Here is a 17,629-nt window from a genome sequence, read left to right as displayed (position 1 = left end):
TCGACACACAGGGAACCAACTACGAACGCACTGAGGGAACATCGCTCCACGACTCGAAGTCGGAGCGAGGCGGGTGGGTCGACGAGCTCTACCTTGAAGACGAAGAAATCGGTCTCAAGGGAAAGATAGACATCCTCGAACTCCACGACGATCTGATCCCGATTGAACGGAAACGTGCAGAAGGAGGCGACTACTACCGGAGTGATAAACTCCAGCTTGCGGGGTATTGTCTCCTGCTGGAATCGTATCTGGGTGAGCCGGTTCAAGAGGGAGCGATCTATCTCTACGAGACCGATCAGCGTATGCACATACAGATTACTGACGATCTCCGAGATGAAGTTCGCGAACAGATCCGGGCGATGCGCTCGATGTCCCCGGACGATGTTCCCCCGATCACCGACAACCCGGAGAAGTGTACCGCGTGTTCGGCTCGGCCGTACTGTCTCCCCGAGGAGACGCTACAGCTCGAACCCGATCGAATGCCGAGCCAAGAATGGGAGGAATACGTATGAAAGAGAGCCAGGGGATGTTCGACGACTCGGTCGTCTACGTCACGACACAGGGCTCACAGGTCCGCATTGACGGCGGCCAAGTTGTCGTGTACGACGTCGAGGGGGACGATGGCGAGCTCGGGTCGTTCCCGGTCGAGAAACTCGACACGATCAACGTCTTCGGGGGTGTGAACTTCTCCACACCGTTCGTCGCGACGGCGAACGAGCACGGGATCGTGCTCAACTACTTCACGCAAAACGGGAAGTATCGGGGGAGTTTCGTTCCGGAGCGCAACACGATCGCCGAGGTCCGTCGTGCGCAGTACGCGCTCGGCGATGACGCCGAGCTCGCCGTCGCGAAGGCGATGATTGCGGCAAAGATCCGGAACGCACGAACGATCCTCTCGCGGAAAGGAGTCCGCGGGACGTCCGTGCTCAAGGATCTCGGTGAGCGTGTGGCGACGGCGTCGAACAAGGACGACCTCCGCGGCGTCGAAGGCGAAGCCGCCGAGCGCTACTTTGCCCGTCTCGACGAGACGCTCGTCGACGACTGGACGTTCGAGACGCGGAGTAAACGACCACCCGAGGACCACATCAACTCCCTACTGTCGCTCACGTACGTGATGATGAAGAACGAGGTCCTGAGTGCGTTACGCTGTTACAACCTCGATCCCTTCTTGGGCGTGCTCCACGCCGACCGACATGGACGGCCGTCACTCGCACTCGACCTCCAAGAGGAGCTTCGACCGCTGTTCTGCGACGCGTTCGTCACCCGTCTGGTCAATCGCGGAACAATCACGCATGATCAGTTCGGGAACGATAATCGCCTCACCGACGATGGTTTCCAGGCGTACTTAGACAAGTTCGACGACTACATGCAAGAAGAGCTGACCCACCCGCATTTCGAGTATCGTGTGAGTCGCCGGAAAGCCATCCGACAGCAAGCGATCCTCCTCCGGAAAGTGATCACGGGTGAACTTGACGACTACCACGCACTGGAGGTGTCACGATGAGGCTCGCCGTGACGTACGACGTCAGCGACGACACGAACCGGCGGCGTGTCTACCGAACGCTCGAACGGTACGGCGCGTGGCGACAGTACAGCGTCTTCGAACTTGACGTGTCGAAAAGCGAGCGGGTCGAGCTTGAAGACGAACTTGAGGGTCACATCGAACCGGCTGACGGGGATCGGATTCGGTTGTATCGGCTCTGTAGTGCCTGCCAGGAGGCGACGACCGACCTCGGGATGGAACCTCCGGACGAGCAGTCCAACGTCCTTTGACTGGCAGGCTTCGTCGACCCTTTTCAAAGCCGTGTACAGCAGGGGTCCACGAACGGACCCCTCTCTCTCGCGTCTACAGAGAAAACTATAGGTGCTATCCCCGAGAAAACACCCCCTGTCGCGACGCGGTAGAAACCCAGAACGGGATTGAAACATCTTCAGGGTGGAAATATCACCCGCATGGTCTACAGTCGCGACGCGGTAGAAACCCAGAACGGGATTGAAACTGAATCGACTCTAAGCGTATTATCCGAAGGGCCGTGTGTCGCGACGCGGTAGAAACCCAGAACGGGATTGAAACGATCACCCAGCCGGTCGCGTCCTCGACGGCCGTCGTGTCGCGACGCGGTAGAAACCCAGAACGGGATTGAAACCGCGACGTCACGTTCGAGCTCGGCGCGCTCGCGGGTCGCGACGCGGTAGAAACCCAGAACGGGATTGAAACAAAGTGAAACCGGCGGCCCGGAAGTCGTCACGGGCGTCGCGACGCGGTAGAAACCCAGAACGGGATTGAAACCGTTCGTCCTGGTTGGCGTTCTCGTCGTCGCAGCGTGTCGCGACGCGGTAGAAACCCAGAACGGGATTGAAACGCGACAAGACGACGACGTCCATCACCATCCAGTTCGTCGCGACGCGGTAGAAACCCAGAACGGGATTGAAACCGACCTCGAAGTTCGGTTCGGCCATCCAGTCCGTCGCGACGCGGTAGAAACCCAGAACGGGATTGAAACACGTCGTCGCGGTGATGGGGCTGGACGGTCTGCCGTCGCGACGCGGTAGAAACCCAGAACGGGATTGAAACATCGTGCGGAGGATGTCGCCGGTCGTGGCTCCGTCGCGACGCGGTAGAAACCCAGAACGGGATTGAAACTCGACGTCGCCGAGGTCGATCTCGCTCGGGTCGTCCGTCGCGACGCGGTAGAAACCCAGAACGGGATTGAAACAGGTCCTCGACGCGATGACGTCGCTGGTCACGGACTGTCGCGACGCGGTAGAAACCCAGAACGGGATTGAAACCCGTCCTCGGCGTAGACATGGTAGAGGCCGGGCGCGTCGCGACGCGGTAGAAACCCAGAACGGGATTGAAACAACTCGTAGTCGACCGACCCCTGGGAGACGACGCGTCGCGACGCGGTAGAAACCCAGAACGGGATTGAAACATCCAGATTGACGAGACGCTTTCGCCGCGGCCGGGTCGCGACGCGGTAGAAACCCAGAACGGGATTGAAACATGTCCGCGTTCGCTGCGACGTCGGGCGCTGCAGTCGCGACGCGGTAGAAACCCAGAACGGGATTGAAACTCGACGTCGAGTACGGCGATGGATGCGGTGTCGACGTGTCGCGACGCGGTAGAAACCCAGAACGGGATTGAAACCTCCTCGTTGGAGTCGCCCTCGGGGTTCATCCCGGTCGCGACGCGGTAGAAACCCAGAACGGGATTGAAACAGGCCGCTGTGATAGCCTGGCGGAGGCCGCCAGCAAGTCGCGACGCGGTAGAAACCCAGAACGGGATTGAAACGACGCGAACGTCGCGAACGACGACTCTCCCACTATCGGTCGCGACGCGGTAGAAACCCAGAACGGGATTGAAACGGCTCGCGTCGAGGTCGTCGACGAAGAGACTGCCGGTCGCGACGCGGTAGAAACCCAGAACGGGATTGAAACTTCGCGTTCGGCTGCGCGGCGGCCTGCACGCGCACCGTCGCGACGCGGTAGAAACCCAGAACGGGATTGAAACCCGCCAGCGCATTATCGCTTCCAGAACACGACGCGGTCGCGACGCGGTAGAAACCCAGAACGGGATTGAAACCCGGGGGATCAGATACTCAAGTTAGTTCGGGAAAACGTCGCGACGCGGTAGAAACCCAGAACGGGATTGAAACGCGTACTCTGTTCTTCGCGCGCTCCCCCCAAAAATCGTCGCGACGCGGTAGAAACCCAGAACGGGATTGAAACCGGACGCGGACACGCGGACAACCCGACGCTATCATGCGTCGCGACGCGGTAGAAACCCAGAACGGGATTGAAACTCGGCGTGAGTCCACGGGGTCACACGAACGCAAAACGTCGCGACGCGGTAGAAACCCAGAACGGGATTGAAACTCTGGTTCTGAAGACATTAGTGAAGAGGGGGGTTAGGTCGCGACGCGGTAGAAACCCAGAACGGGATTGAAACTGCCGTGCCCATGCCGTGATCCCCGTTGCTCGATTGCGTCGCGACGCGGTAGAAACCCAGAACGGGATTGAAACTGGATCGGCGAGGATGACGGCGATATGATCGCGGAGTCGCGACGCGGTAGAAACCCAGAACGGGATTGAAACTCCTCGCGGACCTTGTCAATCTCGTCGAGTCCCGCGGTCGCGACGCGGTAGAAACCCAGAACGGGATTGAAACTCGTTCGTCCACACCGTGCTGATGATTTCGGTACTGTCGCGACGCGGTAGAAACCCAGAACGGGATTGAAACATCGCGCAGCGCTCCGAGCAGAACCCACCGACCGGTCGCGACGCGGTAGAAACCCAGAACGGGATTGAAACGTCGAGTTCGCTCTGCTGTTTTTGGAGGTCCTGTTGTCGCGACGCGGTAGAAACCCAGAACGGGATTGAAACCGCCTCGAATTTGAGGGTGAGGACTAATAATGGGGTCGCGACGCGGTAGAAACCCAGAACGGGATTGAAACATTAGGCCTGAGACCCCGAAGGCAAGTTTCCCGGCGTAGTACTCTGGTTTGTGGGGTCCTCTTTGGTCGAGTGATCAGGCTGTCGCCACCCATGATCGTCCCACTCAAGGCGTGGCACCACTCTCTGTTTGTGAGTGTGGTGTCCATCCTCTGTCGTGTTCTCTCGGGAGGCCACGGGCCGTGCCATCGGCCCTTGTGCTCTTATTGTGGCTCCGATGAACTACCCTGTTCGCCCGCTCACATGATCTCTGTCGGTTCCCGCTTCTCTAGGTCGTCTACCGACGCATCACCGGACCACGCTCAAGAGCCCCCTCACCCACACGCCGGGCGCGTTCGAGCGCGAGTGTTCGAGCGCGTGACGGAGGCTGTCCGCGGCGGCAGTCTCGACGCCGTGGCCGTGGCCGACGAGGATGCGCTCGGGACGGAGGCCACGAAGCGTCGAGGGCGGCGTGAGTCGGAGCATCGGATGCACGCCGAGTTGCTCGTCGGCACCGCGGAAGAACGGGGCGGTCCCGACGGCTTCGGGAACGACGAGCGTCTCGCTGTCGAAGAGCGCGGCCTCGTGCCAGCCGGGGATGTCGAGGGTCCGCAGGAGACCGTACTCGGTGCCGGGGAGCGAGCCGCTGAAACGCTCCGTGGGCGCATCGACCTCGCGGGTGAGGAAGGACGGCAGGTAGACGGGGACGTCGTGGCGGCGCGCGACTGCCGCGGCGTCGCGCTCGTGGCGATCGAGGAGGAGAACGACGCCGGCGACCTCGCCGAATTCGGCGGCGAGCTCGTCAATTCCGGGCGCATCGAGGGGATCGACGAGGAACACCCCGGCGTCGGTGTCGAGGACGTGGCTGGCGCGCTGCATCGCCTCGTCAGAGTGAGCCAGCCAGCTCGTCCCGCCGTCGAAGCGGTTCGTCTCCTCGTAGTCGGCGGCGTCGCTCGGCATACACATCGCTTCGGGAGGCGTTCACAAGAGCATTCGGCCCAGTACTCGTGGTACCGGATGAAGCGCCGTCGCCGGCCGGTTGTGGGGACCCGGCCGATCGGGCACGAAATCCCGGATGGTTCGAACGTGGACCGGTCGGATCGAGCGGGCCGACGGCGAGGCTTTTTCGTGACGTCGTCCGTGGGGCCGGACATGGGACTGGACGAAGACGCACTTGACTATCACGAGCGCGAGCCGCCGGGGAAGGTAGCGATCGCGACGACGAAGCCGACGAACACGCAACGCGACCTCTCGCTCGCGTACTCGCCGGGGGTCGCCGCGCCCTGTCGGAAGATCGACGCGGACGAGACGGACGCCTACAAGTACACGGCGAAGGGGAACCTGGTGGGCGTGGTGTCGAACGGCTCGGCGGTGCTGGGTCTCGGTGATATCGGCGCACAAGCGAGCAAGCCGGTGATGGAGGGGAAGGGCGTCCTGTTCAAGCGCTTCGCCGACATCGACGTCTTCGACATCGAGTTGGCGCACGACGGCGTCGACGCGTTCGTCGAGTCGGTCGCCGCGATGGAGCCGACGTTCGGCGGGATCAACCTGGAGGACATCAAGGCCCCCGAGTGCTTCGCGATCGAGGAGCGCCTTCGTGACCGGATGGACATCCCGGTCTTCCACGACGACCAGCACGGTACCGCCATCATCAGTGGTGCCGGCCTCATCAACGCCCTCGACATCGTCGGCAAGGACATCGAGGAGATCGAGGTGGCGTTCTCGGGTGCCGGCGCGGCCGCCGTCTCCTGCGCGAAGTTCTACGCGTCGCTCGGCGTGCCACACGAACAGATCACGATGTGCGATATCGACGGCGTGCTCTCGCAGGAGCGTGCGGACGCGGGCGACCTGAGCCCGCACGCCGAACCGTTCGCGCAGGGCGTCGAACCCGGCGAACTCGCGGACGCGATCGAGGGCGCGGACGTCCTCGTCGGGCTCTCGGTGGGCGGGATCGTCAGCCAGGAGATGATCCGCTCGATGGCCGACGAACCGATCGTCTTCTCGATGGCGAACCCCGATCCGGAGATCGGCTACGAGGAGGCGAAGGCGGCCCGCGACGATCAGGTCATCATGGCGACGGGGCGCTCGGACTACCCGAACATGGTGAACAACGTCCTGGGGTTCCCGTTCATCTTCCGCGGCGCGCTCGACGTCCGCGCGACGGAGATCAACGAGGGCATGAAGGTCGCCGCGGCGAAGGCGCTGGCGGAGCTCGCGCGCGAGGACGTGCCGGATCAGGTCGTCAAAGCGTACGGCGACCAGCCGCTCCAGTTCGGTCCGGAGTACATCCTTCCGAAACCGCTCGATCCGCGCGTGCTCTTCGAGGTCGCGCCCGCCGTCGCCGACGCCGCGATGGAGTCCGGCGTCGCGCGCGAATCGCTCGACCTCGCCGCGTACCGCGAGCGCTTGGAGGCGCGTCTCGGCAAGAGCCGCGAGATGATGCGCGTCGTCCTCAACAAGGCCAAGAGCGACCCGAAACGCGTCGCGCTCGGCGAGGGTGACGACGAGAAGATGATCCGGGCGGCCTATCAGCTACAGGATCAGGGGATCGCGGAGCCGGTCCTCCTCGGTGATCGGGACGAGATCACGGACCTCACCGGCGATCTCGGTCTCGACTTCGACCCCGAGGTCGTCGACCCCGAGGAGGCCGACAACGAGGCGTACGCCGATCGCCTCCACGACCTCCGCAAGCGAAAGGGCGTGACCCGGCGCGAGGCCGCCGACCTCGTCTCGCGCGACTCGGCGTACTACGGGAGCGTGATGGTCGAGCAGGGGGACGCGGATGCCCTCCTCACCGGCCTCACTCACAGCCATCCCTCGGCGCTCCGCCCGCCGTTGCAGGTCGTCGGCACCGCACCCGACGCCGAGTATGTCGCCGGCGTCTACATGCTGACGTTCGCGAACCGCGTGATCTTCTGTGCCGACGCCACCGTCAACCTCGATCCGACGGCGGAGCAGCTGGCGGAGATCACTCACCACGTCGCCGAGACCGCCCGTAGCTTCGACGTTGATCCCCGTGTCGCGCTCCTCTCCTACTCGGACTTCGGGAGCGTCGAGAACGAGGGCACGGCGAAACCGCGCGAGGCCGTCGAACTGCTCCACGACGACCCGAGCGTGGACTTCCCGGTGGACGGCGAGATGCAGGCCGACACCGCCGTCGTCGAGGATATCCTCGCGGACACCTACGGCTTTGCGGAACTCGAGGGGCCCGCGAACTGCCTCGTCTTCCCGAACCTCGAGGCCGGCAACATCGGCTACAAACTCCTCCAGCGCCTCGGCGGCGCGGACGCCATCGGCCCGATGCTCGCCGGCATGGACGAGCCCGTCCACGTCATCCAGCGCGGCGACGAAGTGAAGGACATTGTCAACCTCGCCGCCGTCGCGGTCGTCGACGCCCAGGAGGAGTAGCCGTTGTTGGAACGGCCGTATGGTGGTTCGAGAGGGCAAAACCCCTCGTCATCACGAGAGATGCTTCGCGCCTTTCGAACGGCGCAGCAACCGACCGACCTGTTCGGCGGCGGGAGGAGGACGTTCCCGACGGGAGAGCGGGTCGCATCGTAGATCGGCGACTATCCACCTGCGGCACGGGAGCCCCTAACCGTGAACGACGTCGAGGACGTCACGCAGGAGCGGTATCCGAGGTGCCGGACAGAGTGGAGAGAGAGACATCGATCTCGAGGTGGTCGTACCAGACGACGGGCTGCTTGGCGCGGCCGTCTTGCTCGAAGCGAACGAGGCCGAGTTCCTCGAGTTCGGCTAGGGCAGTGGAGACGTTCTTAACGTCACGATCGACCTGCCGGGCGATTTCACGGATACTTTCCGGTTGCTCGTCTGCGATGGTGCGGAGGAGAGTGAGGTTCTTCGCGTTCAACACGCGCTCGAGTGCCTGTTCGTCGGGGAGGCTGAGGACGTACTCGTCGTCGAGGTCAGCATCGGCCTCGAGTTGGCGGACGTCCGCGAGCGCGGCGTCGAAGAAGTCGCTGGTCGATTCGACGGTAATGTGGAGTGTGTTCGTGCTCATGGCGTGTATTCGTCGGGGAGTTCTCGGATGAAGCGCCGAAGTAGGGCTTCGTATCCAGGGAACTCGTCTAGTTCTTCGATGGTCGATCCGTCGTGTCGTTCGTGAGTGCCGTGGTGATTGTCGTACCGGAGGATCGGATCGTCCGAGCCCTTTTCGCCGAAGTGGTAGCCGTACTTGATGCCGTCCGGGAACTTCGATGACTCCGGAACGCGGAGCACCCGAATGCGGACGATATGTTCGCCGAAGTCGCGGCGGCGATCACGGACGACTGAGACATCACCATCGGGTGCCATCGCCGTGTGATGGTATTTACGCCAACACTATAATTATGTTGGTGTTCTCACCAACGATAGGAGAGGCCACGAGATCCATCCGGAGCAAAAGCTCTCCGACGCCGAGTGAGGATCTCTCAATCGGGTCGTCGACGGTACCGAACACCGAGGGATCGGTAGGCGCGATCCCGATGTCCGCGAGTGTCTACTCGTTTAAACAGTGTACTAATAGTACCAGGCGTCGTCGTCGAAATCGGGCTCGCGTCCCTCCAAGAAGGCGTCGCGGCCCTCCGCGGCTTCGTCGGTCATGTAGCCGAGCCGGGTTGCTTCGCCGGCGAAGACTTGCTGGCCGACCATCCCGTCGTCGGTGGCGTTGAAGCCGTATTTGAGCATCCGCATCGCCATCGGGGACTTCCCACACATCCGCTCGGCCCACTCCAGCGCCGTCTCCTCGAGTTCGTCGTGTGGCACGGCCTCGTTCGCCATCCCCATGTCGACGGCCTCCTCCGCGGAGTAGGTCTTTCCGAGGAAGAACACCTCGCGGGCTTTCTTTTGGCCGATCTGTTTGGCGAGATAGGCGGAGCCGAAGCCGGCGTCGAAGGAGGCGACGTCGGGGTCGGTCTGGAGGAACTTCGCGTGCTCGTCGCTCGCGAGCGTGAGGTCGCAGACGACGTGGAGCGAGTGGCCGCCGCCGACGGCCCAGCCGGGGACGACGGCGACGACGGGCTTGGGCATGAAGCGGATCGCGCGCTGGACTTCGAGGATGTGGAGACGGCCGGCTTCGGCCGGATCGGGGTTCTCGTCGTCCCCCTTGTACTCGTACCCCTCGTCGCCGCGCACGGACTGATCGCCGCCCGCACAGAAGGCCCAGCCGCCGTCCTTCGGGCTGGGGCCGTTGCCGGTGAGGATGATACACCCGACGTCGGACTGGCGCTTTGCATGGTCGAGCGCAGTCGCGAGTTCGTCCACGGTCCCCGGGCGGAAGGCGTTACGAACCGCAGGGCGATCGAAAGCGATGCGAAGCGCACCAACGTCCGTCGCGCGGTGATAGGTGAGATCGTCAAAGTCGAATTTCGCTACCTCGTCCCAGCGCTCGGGATCGAAGGTCTCCGAGACGGTGTCCATACCGTCCCGTCGAACCGCGCCGCGCTAAAGGCTTCCCTCGTCGTCGATGTCGTCGCCTTCCTCGGTAGGAGCCACGGACGGTTCGGCGTCGAGCACCGGCAGGATCGTCGTGTCGGGGGAATCAACGGGACTATCGGGACCGGTGAGCCACGCCGTGAGATAGACGAGGCAGGCGGCGACGACGGCGATGGGGAGTTGGAACGAGATGGCACCGTAGACGACCGTCACGGCCATCGTCGCGCGGACGAGCGTGCGCCGATCGGTCCCGCCGTAGTAGACGATGGCGGCGAGCGACAGCGCCGCGATCAGGACGCCGACGCCGAGGAGGACTTCTTGGACGATGAGCATACTGTACACGAGCGCGAGGACGCCGAGGAGGACGACGCCACCCGCGGCGATACGGTGTGTGGAGGGCATCGGTCAGTAGTGGTTCGCCCGGAGGAAAACCGTTCGGGTCGGGTGGCGTGTGGCCCGCGGGAGCGCCGCGTCGCCCCTCAATCGCGTCGGTCGAGGATCCGCTCGATGATTGCGCCCGTCGAGAGCAGTTCGTCGTCGTACGCGCGCTCGCGCCCCGACGCGCGGCGAACGGCACAGTCGAGGCCGCGCTCGGCCAGTTGCGCCTCGATGGCCTCGACGTCGTGGTGTTGGTCGTAGCCGAGCGCGATCACGGACGGCTCGAGCTCCTCGATCGGCGCGAAGATATCGTCAGGATGGCCGACGCGCGCCGCATCGACGGGGTTGAGCGCGGCCACCATGTCGCGACGCTGGCGATTCGGGAGGATCGGTTCGTCCTTGTGGGTCACGTTCGTCCGACGGGCGACGATGACGTGGAGTTCGTCGCCCATCGCCCTCGCCTCGCGGAGATAGTGGACGTGGCCTGGGTGGAGGAGGTCGAAAGTGCCCTGCGCGACGACGCGCTCGGTCATCGACGCCCCTCCTCTTCGAGTTCGGCGTCGATGTCGGCCTGCGTGAAGTCGAAGAAGTCCTCGGGATCGGGGAGCGTCACGTCGTAGACGTCGAGCGTCGTCGGTTCGCCCTCGCGGTCGAACGCGCGCCAGCAGTCGCGTTCGTAGGGCGCGCCGAGGATGATGTGGACGTTCCCCTTCGTGAACATCTGTCTGTCCTGGTCGCTCGGCCGGAGGACGCCGTTCGGGTGGGAGTGGATCGTCCCGACCGTGTGGCTGTCGTTCGGCACGAGATCTGACTGGAGGGTCGCCTGCACGGGGCTAGAGGTCGTCTTCGGGATGAAGAGCACGTCCGTGATCAGATCACCGTCCCCACTGAGGTCGTACTCCGCGGCCGGGGTCCCCCGGAGAACGCCGAGGTACTCGTTCGGGTGGGAGTCCTCGGCCGCCTCGAGGGCGAAGTCGAGCGTCTCCCCGGCGATGCCGACCACCGGCCGCGAGCGGAACGCCATACGTCGTCGTGGTCGCCCGCGCGTGCTAAACCTTTCGAGGGCGGGACGAACCCTCTCGATCAGCGTATCGCACGACGGCGACGAGGCGTGCCGGGAGCGGCCGAAGCGTCGCTCGCGCCACGTATAAAGTCTTAAACGCGCCGGTGCCGAAATCCGACCCATGACTGACGGTTCTTCCGACGACGACGCCACGCCCGTCGTCTATCGGCTCGCCCCCGAGTGTACCGTCGAGGACATCGACGTGGGCGAGCGATACACTGCGACCGTGAACGGCGTGGTAGATTACGGCGTCTTCGTCGATCTCTCAGAGAACGTCTCCGGGTTGCTCCACGAGTCCGTCCTCCCCGCAGACGGCGACTACGCGGTCGACGACGACATCGTCGTCGAGCTCACCGAGATCCGCGAGAACGGCGACCTCGGCTTCGAGCGCTTTGAGGGCGATGACTACACGATCGAGGAGCGCGCGTTCGCTTACGAGCGGGTCGCCGCGGGCGCGCTCGCCGGCCGCGTCGGCGACACCGTCCACATCGAGGGCGAAGTCGTCCAGATCAAACAGACCGGCGGCCCGACGGTGTTCCGGATCCGCGACGAAAGCGGCACCGTCCCCTGCACCGCCTTCGAGGAGGCCGGCGTTCGCGCCTACCCCGACCTCGCTATCGACGATGTCGTCCACATCACCGGCGAAGTCGAGGAGCGTGAGGGCTCGATCCAGGTCGAGATCGGATCGCTCGAAACGCTCGACGCCGGCACGGCCGAGCACGTTCGCGAGCGACTCGACGCCTCAGCGACGGAGCGCGCGACGCCCGCGGACGTCGACCCGCTCGTCGACTGGCCGGCGATGCGCGAACTGTACCCCGACCTCCAACGGGTTGCGCGCCGTCTCCGCCGGACCGTCCTGGAGTCGCGCCCGATCCGGATGCGCCACCACGCCGACGGCGACGGGATGTGCGCGAGCGTCCCCGTCCAACTCGCCCTGGAGCGCTTCATCGAGCGAACCCACGAGGACCCCGACGCCAAGCGCCACCTCCTCAAGCGCCTCCCGAGCAAAGCGCCCTACTACGAGATGGAGGACGCAACGCGCGACCTCAACTTCTCCCTCGAGGACCAGGCGCGCCACGGGCAGAAGCTCCCCCTCCTCCTCATGCTTGATAACGGCTCCACGGAGGAAGACACGCCCGCCTACGAGACGCTGAGCCACTACGACATCCCGATCCTTGTCGTCGATCACCACCATCCGGACCACGACGCCGTCGACCCGCTCGTCGACGAGCACGTCAACCCCTACCTCCACGACGAGGATTACCGGGTGACGACGGGCATGATGTGCGTCGAACTCGCGCGGATGATCGCGCCGTCGATCGCCGACGACCTCGATCACGTCCCCGCGGTCGCCGGGCTCTCGGATCGCTCGAAGGCCGAGGCGATGAGCGACTACCTCGATCTTGCGCGCGAGGCCGGCTACGACGATGCGTTCCTCCACGACGTCAGCGAGGCGCTCGACTACGAGGCCTTCTGGCTGCGCTACAACGCCGGGCGCGACCTCATCAACGACGTCCTGAACGTCGGCGGGAGCGAGGAGCGCCAGCGCGAACTCGTTCCGTGGCTCGCCGAGCGTGCGGAGCGCGACGTTGACCTCCAACTCGATTCGGCGATGCCACACGTCGAACACGAGACCGTCGAATCGGGCGCACACCTCTACCGCATCGATGTCGAGAACTACGCGCACCGCTTCACCTACCCCGCGCCGGGCAAGACGACGGGCGAGATCCACGACCGAAAAGTCGAGGAGACGGGCGAGCCCGTCATCACCATCGGCTACGGCCCCGACTTCGCCGTCCTCCGCTCCGACGGCGTCCGCATGGACATCCCGCAGATGGTCACCGAACTCAACGCCGAGTTCCCCGGTGCCGGCGTCAGTGGGGGCGGCCACCTCGTCGTCGGCTCCATCCGCTTCGTTAACGGGATGCGCGAGGAGGTCCTCGACGCCCTCGTCTCGAAGATGGCCGACGCCGAAATTGACGAAGAGCTGCATAGCAGCACGCTGACGCGCTGAGCGACAAGGGCGAGAGGGCGCGGCCGGCTCATTCCCACTCCTCGCCGCACCACCCGAGCTGCTCCGTCTCGGCGCTCACGAACGCGATTTCTCGCCGGAGGTACCAACACGCACCAGCGACGCCACAAAGCGCCACGACCAGCAGGGCGAGCGGGAGCGTCCAGACGCCGCCGCGCCAGTCCGCACGGAAGAGCCGCGCGTAGTAGCGCCCGACGGCCGGATCGGCGACGACGAGATCGGTCTCGCGGTTGGCGGTCACGGCGTTCGCGTTCCAGTTGACGCTGCCCACCAGTACGCGCTCGCCGTCCGCGATCGCGCCCTTCACATGCAGGTGCCCGTAGCGCCCGCGGGGGTCGGCGAGTTTCGCCCGGAGATCGAGGCCATCGCGTCGCGCCCGATCGTTCAGCCGCGCGGCGAGAGCGGCGTTCTCCTCGCGGGCGTACCACGCACCACTCAGGAGGACGCGGACGCGAACGCCGCGCTCGGCGGCTGCGAGCGTTTCGTTCCAGAGGACGGTGTCGGTGCTGAAGTCCATCTGCTCGACGGCGAGCGTGTCGGTGGCGTTCCGGACGAACCCGACGAGCGCGCGCTGGGCGTTCTCCGGTGAGACGACGAGGGAGACGTGATCGGCGGTGACATCGAGCGGCGCGAACGCCATTGGATACGTCGCTGTCGCGGGGTTCGGCGGCTGAAACGTCGCGTTCGCCCGATAGGCCATCCACGTGACGCCGTCGATCCAGCCGGTATCGGCGCGGTGAACCGCGGCGAGGTCGTCGGCGAGCGTCGCATCGCGGACGACCGCGCCCCACCCGCGGGTCGCGTGGCCACCGACGCCGCTCGGGTCCCAGTTCTCCGAGGTGACGAGCACCGCATCGTCGACGACGGCGTACTTCGCGTGGTGGAACGGGTAGCGCGCGTGCGGGCCGTCGAGGACCGTGACCGTAACGTTCGGCGTCGCGGCGAGCGTATCGAGGAGAGTGGCCTCGCGTGCGGAGACACCGCCGACAGGGCCGCCCTCGACGAGAATGCTGACGCGAACCCCGTGTCCGGCGGCGTCGCGGAGGGACGCGGCGACGCGTGCGGACGTGAACGTGTAGCCGCCGAGGAGGACGCGATGCTCCGCGTTCGCGAGCGTGTCCGTAACGGCCGCGGGTGCATCGGGGAGCGCGAACACGGTCGTCGGCGCGTCCGCCACCGATCGCACGGGGAACGCCGTCCGGCCGGGCGAGCGCCACGTTCCACGCTCGAACACCTCGCCTTCCGGGGCATCCTCGTAACTCGCGGCGTCGACGACCTGGCCATCGCAAACGAGGACGAGTCGCTCACCGGCGTTGGCGAGCGACGGGAGCGGGCTCTCGATCACACGGCCATCCACGAGCTCGCGAGTGCGGTTCGGCACGGTGCTGAGCGTCACGCGGCCGTGTGCCGTGGCGTCAGGGAGGCTGACGCTCGCTTCGTCGTCGGCGAGCGCACATCGACCGAGCGGCGTCTCATCGGGGAAGACGACCGTGACGAACTCGCCAAGGTCGTCTTGGAGCGTGGGGTTCGGATAGAGCGCGACGACGTGCGGTGTCCCAGTCGCCGTCTCAGCTTCGAGCGTATCGCTCGCATTCGTCCCTGCGACGGTGCCGAGCGACCAGCCGACGAGCAGGAGCGTACAGGCGATCCGCACGGCGAGGTGCGTCCGTGGCGTCACGTTCCGGTGTGGGCCCGCCATCGCGGAAGAACCCGCGCCCGCCCGCGGGTCGGCACGTTTTAGCGACCGGCGTCCGGAGGGCGGCGTATGGTCGCGTTCACGCTAATCGAGAGCGTTCGCATGGCCGGCTACGCGCTCGCGACGCTCGGCATGCTGCTCGTCTTCCTCGAGTTCTTCCAACAGCCGAGCTACGTGAGTTACGATCCGGAGTTCGAGAACTACAACGTCGACATCTCGCCCCAAGCGGTCCGCGAGCACACATGGATCGGCCGTCTCGGCGCGCTCTTCGCCGCGGCCGGCTTCGCCGTCGAGTTCCTCGCCTTCTTCCTCTAGTCGAGCGCCGCCGCGTTCCTCGCCTTCTTCCTCTAGTCGAGCGCCGCCGCGTTCCTCGCCTTCTTCCTCTAGTCGAGCGCCGCCGCGGCCTTCTCCGCCTCGGACTGCACGAGGAACGAGCGCGTTCCCGTCTGTTCGGCCGCCGTTTCGAGCGCGCGGGCGGTGCCGATCTGATAGAGCGCCCACGCGGCGCTCGCGCGCACGCCCTCGCTCTCGGCGTCGTCGGCGAGGACGTCGCCGAGCGGGTCGATCGCGCGCGTGTCGCCGAGGAGGCCGAGCGCGCGGGCGGCCGCACTCCGCACGTCCTCGCGCTCCGCGACAAGCCACTGGGCGACATCCTCGGTGTGCTCGGTCGCACCGAGCTCGCCAACCGCCCGCAGCGCCGTCTTCTGGAGTTCCGGGTTCGAGTCGGAGTCGATGTAGTCCGCGACGCCCTCGACGGCGTCCGGATGGCCGGTCTTCCCAAGTGCCTCGACGGCCGTAAGGTTGCGCCGCTGGGCCTTCTCCTTCAGGACCTCGATAGCCTCCGGGTTCCCCATGCGGACGAACGCCTCCAGACAGTGGTTCTGCATGTACTCCGAATCCCCGAAATGCTCCATGCAGAGCGCGACCATCTCGACGTTGTCGCGCTTCGTCCACTCCTTGATCGCCGACCACTCCGGCGGGTAGTCCTTGTGCTTCCCGAGCACGTCGTAGAACCCCTCGTACTGGAGTTTCGCGCGCGAGGAGAGGTCGGCGAACGCCTGCGAATCGTCGATCCCGGATTGGAGGTCGTCCGCGAGGTCGAGGAGCGCCGCGATGGTCCCCTCGTCCTCGTCGGCGTCGAGCGCCGCGTCCTCCACGGCCTGGATCGTCGCGTCGAGCGCGGCGACGTCGTCCCCGCCGAGGTCGGCGTCGAGTTCCGACGCGACATCCGCGACGAACGTTCCAATCGCGTCCGCGACCTGTTCGTCGCCCGTCTCCGTCCAGCGCGTGCTCTCGACGGTCGACGTCGCTGTCTCGATCTCGTTCACGACATCCGCGGCATACGGGCCGCGCTGCTCTTCGAGTTCATCCTGGAGGTCCTGCAGCTCGTTCGTCAGTTCCTCCTCGAAGTCGAGAAGCTCCTCGACGTCCTCGTCCTCATCGAGTTCCTCCTCGTCCGGCTGAAACTCCTCGGGATCGGTGAAATCGGCGGCCTCGATGTCGGCCTCGATCCCCTCAAGCGTCGCCTCCATGTCGTCGAGGTCGGCCTCCGTTTCGGCGGCCTCGAGGGCGTCCTCGGCCTCGGCGAGCCGGTCGAGAAGGGCTTCGTAGCGCTCTCGTTCCGCCGGGCGAGGCTCCTCGTCTTCGGCGGACAGTTCGTCCGCGTCGGGTTCCTCGGCCGGCGCGCTCTCGGACTCGTCGGGGGCCGGCTCGTCCGCGGCGTCCGCCGGCTCGTCGTCCCCGTCACTCATGGTTCGACGTTCCGCCAGCGCGCCTATCAGCGTTTCCCTTCGCCAGCCCGGTAGAACTGCGGCCCGAGGACGCAGTACGCGAGCGCGAACGCGAGGAGCGCGCGCGGGAAGAGCCGGCCGAGGACACTCGGAACGAGGACGGCGAACGTCTGTACCACGCCCATCACGAGCGCGTCACGCACGCGGAGGTCGGGATACGGGAGGCGTGTCACCATCGCCACGGTGAGCACCGCGCCGAAGCCGACGATCACGGCCGGTGCATGCACGCCCGCGAGCACCGTCGCCGCGAGGAGCGTTCCCGCGAGCGTCGACGGGACGCCCTCGGTGTGCCCGTCGCCGACATCGTCGGCGGTGTAGATGCCGAGACGGACGACCGCCGCCGCGACGAAACACGCGCCGACGGCGACGGCAACGAAGAACAGCGGGCCGCGCCACGCGGCGTGTGCGCTCGCGACGACGAGCGCGGCGGGTGCGACGCCGAACGAGGCGACGTCGGCGAGCGAGTCGAGGTACGGGCCAACGGTTGATCCGCCATAGCGTCGTGCCAGAATGCCATCGACGGCATCAACCATCGCGGCGAGGAGGAGGACGCGTGCAGCGAGGAGCGGTGAGATGGCCGCCGCGACAACCGCGCAGAAGCCGAGTGCCGCGTTCGCCACCGTTGCGACGTCCGCGACGCCGAGTCGGCCCGCGAAACGCGGACGAAGCACGCCCGGCCGTACGCGGCGGTCGTCGTCGGACGGAGGCATATCCCACGCGACGATCAGCGTATCCTTACGTGTTTATATCCGAATGGCGGGGACGGTCCCGGGACCGGGAGACGACGTCGACACGGTCGGCGGCGC

15 protein-coding genes, 1 pseudogene and 1 CRISPR repeat array are annotated in these 17,629 nt (G+C 65.5%); of the genes and pseudogenes, 6 read left to right on the top strand and 10 right to left on the bottom strand.

The genetic code is table 11. The annotated features are described in order from the left end of the window. Window positions 1–17: 17 nt before the first annotated feature. The 3 genes and pseudogenes from cas4 to cas2 all read left to right on the top strand — a co-directional run. Window positions 18–512: pseudogene (cas4, locus tag ABDZ36_RS05140) on the top strand (CRISPR-associated protein Cas4); the annotation flags it as partial. Further along, the gene (gene cas1 / locus ABDZ36_RS05135; RefSeq protein WP_343749230.1) at window positions 509–1,504 is read left to right on the top strand and encodes a CRISPR-associated endonuclease Cas1; all 996 of its coding nucleotides are present in this window, start codon (window positions 509–511) and stop codon (window positions 1,502–1,504) included. The pseudogene cas4 and the gene cas1, both read left to right, overlap by 4 nt. Then, window positions 1,501–1,773 carry a CRISPR-associated endonuclease Cas2 gene (gene cas2 / locus ABDZ36_RS05130; protein ID WP_211312516.1) on the top strand — a complete coding sequence of 91 codons (273 nt, stop codon included), beginning with the start codon at window positions 1,501–1,503 and terminating at the stop codon, window positions 1,771–1,773. Before cas1 ends, cas2 begins: the two co-directional genes overlap by 4 nt. Before the next feature lie 117 nt (window positions 1,774–1,890). Next, window positions 1,891–4,454: direct repeats of the CRISPR family, unit length 37 nt; unit sequence GTCGCGACGCGGTAGAAACCCAGAACGGGATTGAAAC. 286 nt (window positions 4,455–4,740) lie between these two features. Here the strand turns inward: cas2 and ABDZ36_RS05125 are convergent. Continuing rightward, a complete protein-coding gene (locus ABDZ36_RS05125; protein WP_211312517.1) occupies window positions 4,741–5,391 on the bottom strand; it encodes a hypothetical protein in 651 nt (216 codons plus the stop codon). A 192-nt stretch (window positions 5,392–5,583) separates the two neighbouring features. On the opposite strand from ABDZ36_RS05125, the gene ABDZ36_RS05120 reads away from it, so the two are divergent. Further along, complete coding sequence (locus ABDZ36_RS05120) at window positions 5,584–7,839, top strand: NADP-dependent malic enzyme (protein ID WP_211312518.1); 2,256 nt, start codon at window positions 5,584–5,586, stop codon at window positions 7,837–7,839. A gap of 211 nt (window positions 7,840–8,050) precedes the next feature. Here ABDZ36_RS05120 and ABDZ36_RS05115 read toward each other — a convergent pair whose 3' ends face one another. From ABDZ36_RS05115 to ABDZ36_RS05090, 6 genes are all read right to left on the bottom strand, one after another. Beyond that, window positions 8,051–8,452 (bottom strand): HVO_A0114 family putative DNA-binding protein, encoded by a 402-nt coding sequence (locus tag ABDZ36_RS05115; RefSeq protein WP_211312519.1) that lies wholly within the window; start codon window positions 8,450–8,452, stop codon window positions 8,051–8,053. Continuing rightward, window positions 8,449–8,745, bottom strand: a complete 297-nt coding sequence (locus ABDZ36_RS05110; RefSeq protein ID WP_211312520.1) for a toxin-antitoxin system TumE family protein — start codon at window positions 8,743–8,745, stop codon at window positions 8,449–8,451. The genes ABDZ36_RS05115 and ABDZ36_RS05110 overlap by 4 nt, the downstream gene beginning before the upstream one ends. A 204-nt stretch (window positions 8,746–8,949) precedes the next feature. After that, window positions 8,950–9,849, bottom strand: a complete 900-nt coding sequence (locus ABDZ36_RS05105) for a 1,4-dihydroxy-2-naphthoyl-CoA synthase (protein WP_211312521.1) — start codon at window positions 9,847–9,849, stop codon at window positions 8,950–8,952. A gap of 24 nt (window positions 9,850–9,873) precedes the next feature. Continuing rightward, complete coding sequence (locus ABDZ36_RS05100) at window positions 9,874–10,266, bottom strand: hypothetical protein (RefSeq protein ID WP_211312522.1); 393 nt, start codon at window positions 10,264–10,266, stop codon at window positions 9,874–9,876. Between the two features lie 77 nt (window positions 10,267–10,343). Then, a complete protein-coding gene (locus ABDZ36_RS05095) occupies window positions 10,344–10,775 on the bottom strand; it encodes an FAD synthase family protein (RefSeq protein WP_211312523.1) in 432 nt (143 codons plus the stop codon). After that, entirely contained in the window at window positions 10,772–11,266 is a 495-nt protein-coding gene (locus tag ABDZ36_RS05090) for a Mov34/MPN/PAD-1 family protein (RefSeq protein ID WP_211312524.1), read from the bottom strand. The genes ABDZ36_RS05095 and ABDZ36_RS05090 overlap by 4 nt, the downstream gene beginning before the upstream one ends. A gap of 160 nt (window positions 11,267–11,426) precedes the next feature. On the opposite strand from ABDZ36_RS05090, the gene han reads away from it, so the two are divergent. Further along, the gene (gene han, locus ABDZ36_RS05085) at window positions 11,427–13,319 is read left to right on the top strand and encodes a Hef-associated nuclease (protein ID WP_211312525.1); all 1,893 of its coding nucleotides are present in this window, start codon (window positions 11,427–11,429) and stop codon (window positions 13,317–13,319) included. A gap of 28 nt (window positions 13,320–13,347) precedes the next feature. Here the strand turns inward: han and ABDZ36_RS05080 are convergent, their stop codons facing one another. After that, complete coding sequence (locus ABDZ36_RS05080; RefSeq protein ID WP_211312526.1) at window positions 13,348–15,015, bottom strand: phospholipase D-like domain-containing protein; 1,668 nt, start codon at window positions 15,013–15,015, stop codon at window positions 13,348–13,350. An 87-nt stretch (window positions 15,016–15,102) separates the two neighbouring features. On the opposite strand from ABDZ36_RS05080, the gene ABDZ36_RS05075 reads away from it, so the two are divergent. Continuing rightward, window positions 15,103–15,348, top strand: coding sequence for a hypothetical protein (locus ABDZ36_RS05075; protein ID WP_211312527.1), 246 nt, complete (start codon window positions 15,103–15,105; stop codon window positions 15,346–15,348). 68 nt (window positions 15,349–15,416) lie between these two features. On the opposite strand, the gene ABDZ36_RS05070 is transcribed toward ABDZ36_RS05075, so the two are convergent. Both ABDZ36_RS05070 and ABDZ36_RS05065 read right to left on the bottom strand, forming a co-directional pair. Continuing rightward, window positions 15,417–16,688, bottom strand: a complete 1,272-nt coding sequence (locus ABDZ36_RS05070; protein ID WP_425545304.1) for a HEAT repeat domain-containing protein — start codon at window positions 16,686–16,688, stop codon at window positions 15,417–15,419. 122 nt (window positions 16,689–16,810) lie between these two features. Beyond that, window positions 16,811–17,533 carry a protein sorting system archaetidylserine synthase gene (locus ABDZ36_RS05065; protein ID WP_211312529.1) on the bottom strand — a complete coding sequence of 241 codons (723 nt, stop codon included), beginning with the start codon at window positions 17,531–17,533 and terminating at the stop codon, window positions 16,811–16,813. Between the last annotated feature and the right edge of the window lie 96 nt (window positions 17,534–17,629).

It is taken from the genome of Halarchaeum salinum, assembly GCF_039520965.1.
GTDB classification, from domain to species: Archaea; Halobacteriota; Halobacteria; order Halobacteriales; family Halobacteriaceae; genus Halarchaeum; species Halarchaeum salinum.
Note: the sequence above shows the minus strand (reverse complement) of the source record. Positions and strands in the feature narration are given on the sequence as shown.